The sequence below is a fragment of the Bartonella sp. AC10YNML genome, from assembly GCF_042196825.1.
Classification (GTDB): domain Bacteria; phylum Pseudomonadota; class Alphaproteobacteria; order Rhizobiales; family Rhizobiaceae; genus Bartonella.
This window is the reverse complement of the sequence record NZ_JBHIRA010000043.1, coordinates 1-3,265: the sequence shown is the minus strand read 5'-3', so window position 1 is coordinate 3,265 and position 3,265 is coordinate 1. Positions and strand designations below refer to the sequence as shown.

Genomic DNA, 3,265 nt, shown 5'->3' with positions numbered 1-3,265 from the left:
CGTTTGATTTTCATTCTCAAACCAGTAGATTTGCCTACAAAGTTTGGATTATAGCTCATGAAATCACACCATTTGCGTCCAGTGCATGCCATTTGGAATTGCATCTGTGCGATATATTCGGGCTTGATTTCGTCATAAATAAAAAAACGCAAATGCGTGGTTGATTGTGGACATTTGACTTCTATTAAACCGTCCTCTCCAATCAACCCATCAGGACTAGCTCCCGCCATTTCCATTTTGGGGTGTGGGATAAACCCGCATCTTGTGACTTCTGCGTCATAAATGAATTCATATTCTCTCAAGGCATTCTCTTCATGTTCAATGCCCCATTGCATAGCAGGTGTTGTATAAGATTGGCTTATTTCCTCTATTAAGCGTTCTGTCATGAGTTTCGTTTTGTAGTCTTCATATTTGCTTGTAGGCAAACCTTTTGCTGTCTTACTGAGTACGTTGTAAACGTTTGAAGCAGTGACTTTTCCTAAGCGCGCTTGAAACCATTCTGCTGTTCTTTGCTCCATCTCACACCGCCGTTTGTTGTTGAGTTGGTGCATATTCAATATCTTGTATAGGTGCATCTAATTGCTCTTGTTGTGCTTTATTCATTTGCTTTCGTTGCTTTTTTTTCAAAGCAAACAAAGCGTTTTGTGCTTGTTTAAAAGACATATCTTTTAGATTTTTTACTCCTATGAAAGAGAGAAGCCCACTTTCTTCAGATTGTGTTTTTTTAATTAATTCTTTGATTTCATTCATCTGTTCAGGAGAGATACCCGCAAGAAGTGTTATTCCATCTGTATCGTCTTCTTTTCTTGCAACATTAAGAAGCATGCCTAAGAGATATCTACGTGCGTAGCTTATAGTAGAACCAACCGCTTGTGTGTTATTTTTGCTTCCTGTAGCATCAATGGGAAATGTTCCTTGTGTTGATATTTCATTGCCCGATATATGCTTTAAAGTCATTTCTACAGTTATGTCATTTGAACTCTGGTCTTTGATACGAGAGAACAAGGCAAAGTGATGTTTTGCAAGAGGTTCTTTGATAGCATCAATATATTTATCAAGCGTTGTATAGAGGCTTTTAGTATGTGTATTAATGGCGTTTTGTTCGATATCTTTGTATTCCATTTGCATAGCAGAAAGATCACGGACAAAGTTTTGGCGCTCTTGTCGTTCTATCTCCTTTTCTCGCAATTCGAGAAGGCTCTTGAGACGGTCCAGATCAACATCATTTTCTAGAGCTCTTTCTAAAATAAGTTCCATAGCTGTAGGTTTAACTTCACAATCGTTTGTTTTGTTTACTTCTGTTAAGTTAGTGTTTTGTTCATTCATTTTTCTTTCCTCCATTGCGCGCAATTCCCCCGTGGCGTGAATCACGCTGGTGTTTAAAAGTTGGTTTTTCGGTGTTAGAAACGGCTTATGTAGCTTATATCGCTTGCTGAATAGTCACTTTCGTAGATGATTGAATTGCGTCCACGAATTTCAAGATTACCAGAAATATTTACATTATCGAAAATATATACTCCATCTAGAATTTTCATATTTCCGGAAATGTGTGCTTTATCACTTATATAAGCATTTCCATAGACACGGGCATTGCCATAAACATGGCCCAAAACTCGAGCCTCACCATAAATTTGTGCATTGCCGTAAACTTGTGCATCATATTCAACATATGCTCCACCGCAAACTTTTGCATTTTCATAAACACGCGCCCTTCCTGTAATTTCTGCGCATTCAAATACTTGTGCATTGCCGAAAATCTTAGCGTCACCATAAACCATAGCTTTATGCCAAACCCAACAATCGCCTTCATGCGATAGGTTGTCTTCTTTTTGTATATAGCCGCCTAAGTAACCTTTTTTAATATTTCTAAAATCTCTTAATGCACGTATGCGATAAAGTTTTTTACTTTTATCGGTTCTTGCATCATAAAATTCTTTTATTTCATCAGTAAGTTCGTATTTTTTCATCTGTTTTTTTTCTCTAGTTGAGATTCTTTTATCGTCATCAATCCAATCGTTCCAACATACACATGCATCACCGTAAATTTCTGCATGACCGTAAACATGCGCATCACCGTAAACATGCGCATTGCCGTAAACACGCGCCCTATCGTAAATGTATGGCTCTTCGTAAACTTGTGCATTGCCATAAACTTCTGCATTATCAAAAACGCTAGGTTCACCGCAAATATATGCATCACCGTAAATTTCTGCATGACCGTAAATGCATGGTTCATCGAAAACTTCTGCTTTGCCATAAATACGAGAATTGCCGTAAACATGTGCATAACCGTAAACTTGTGCATTTTCGTAAACCTTAGCATCACCAAAAACCTTGGCATAACCATAGACTTTTGCATAATCCCCAATCCAGCAATTGCCATCATGACTTAGATTGTCTTCTTTTTGTATAAAACCGCCTAGGTCATCTGCTTTAACATCATCAAAATCCCTTAAAGCACGAATACGGTGAAGGGTTTTGCCATCAAACTCAATTGTTTCATCAGTCAGTTTGTATTTCTTTTCCATGGTTTTTGCCCCTACCTTAAGATAGCATCACTTCCATAAAATGCTGTTTTGCCAGCTACTATGGCATTACCACCAACTTTTGCGTTATTATAGACTTCGGCATCTTCATAAACCTTGGCGTTTTCATAGACATATGCATTTTCATAAACCCACGCCTCATCACCAACCCAACAATTGTCATCATGGCTAAGATTTCTTTCAGTCTCTACAAAGCCACCAAGATCACCTTTTTTAATATCTCCGAAATTCTTTAATGCACGTATGCGGTAGAGAGTTTTTCCATCAACTTTAATTGTCTCATCAGTCAGTTCATATTTCTTTTTTATCATAATAACCTCCTCTTAATGCATGCTTTGTCTTTTAAGCTCTTGAGACAGCAGCCCCATACCTTTTGTGGTGATTTTTGCGCAAGGAATGACCTTTTCTATTCCATTTGCGGTTTGAAGTGTGATAGTTGGACAATCCATAAGTTGCTTTTGGATTTTGTCTTGATAAGGTAGCAAATTTCCACCTGCTGCTCGTCTGTAAACCCAACCTTTTTGCTGTAAGAATTGAATGAATTGTTTTGGTTGCATCTCGAGTATTTTAGCGGCTTCTGTAAGACCGAAGAGTCCATCATGGCGCTGTAAGCTTTCAAGAGCCATGGCTTTTGGTGTTAAATCTTCAATGATGGTGTCTTTTTGATCTATTTGACCTTGTAGGTAATTCAAAAAGCCAATCATAGCCTTTGGACTTGA

The 3,265-nt window shown here is 38.0% G+C and carries 5 protein-coding genes and 1 pseudogene; all 6 read right to left on the bottom strand.

All coding sequences use genetic code 11. The features are described 5' to 3' along the window. On the bottom strand, positions 1-518 hold a 518-nt coding region (locus ACFINA_RS09420; protein ID WP_375615498.1), incomplete at its 3' end, for a lambda exonuclease family protein. Position 519: 1 nt separating this feature from the next. Continuing rightward, positions 520-1,326 (bottom strand): ERF family protein, encoded by an 807-nt coding sequence (locus ACFINA_RS09415; protein WP_375615497.1) that lies wholly within the window; start codon positions 1,324-1,326, stop codon positions 520-522. Between the two features lie 74 nt (positions 1,327-1,400). Beyond that, the gene (locus tag ACFINA_RS09410) at positions 1,401-1,967 is read right to left on the bottom strand and encodes a hypothetical protein (protein ID WP_375614824.1); all 567 of its coding nucleotides are present in this window, start codon (positions 1,965-1,967) and stop codon (positions 1,401-1,403) included. 87 nt (positions 1,968-2,054) lie between these two features. Further along, a pseudogene (locus ACFINA_RS09405) lies at positions 2,055-2,528 on the bottom strand (hypothetical protein); the annotation flags it as partial. An 11-nt stretch (positions 2,529-2,539) separates the two neighbouring features. Continuing rightward, a complete protein-coding gene (locus ACFINA_RS09400; RefSeq protein ID WP_375607537.1) occupies positions 2,540-2,857 on the bottom strand; it encodes a hypothetical protein in 318 nt (105 codons plus the stop codon). 12 nt (positions 2,858-2,869) lie between these two features. Then, positions 2,870-3,265: phage antirepressor KilAC domain-containing protein (locus tag ACFINA_RS09395; protein ID WP_375615496.1), on the bottom strand; the 396-nt coding region annotated here is incomplete at its 5' end.

What these genes read in the sequence shown, in the direction of transcription:
- ACFINA_RS09400 (WP_375607537.1), bottom strand. Translation starts at nt 2,857, where the DNA reads ATGATAAAAAAGAAATATGAACTGACTGATGAGACAATTAAAGTTGAT.
- ACFINA_RS09415 (WP_375615497.1), bottom strand. Translation starts at nt 1,326, where the DNA reads ATGAATGAACAAAACACTAACTTAACAGAAGTAAACAAAACAAACGAT.
- ACFINA_RS09410 (WP_375614824.1), bottom strand. Translation starts at nt 1,967, where the DNA reads ATGAAAAAATACGAACTTACTGATGAAATAAAAGAATTTTATGATGCA.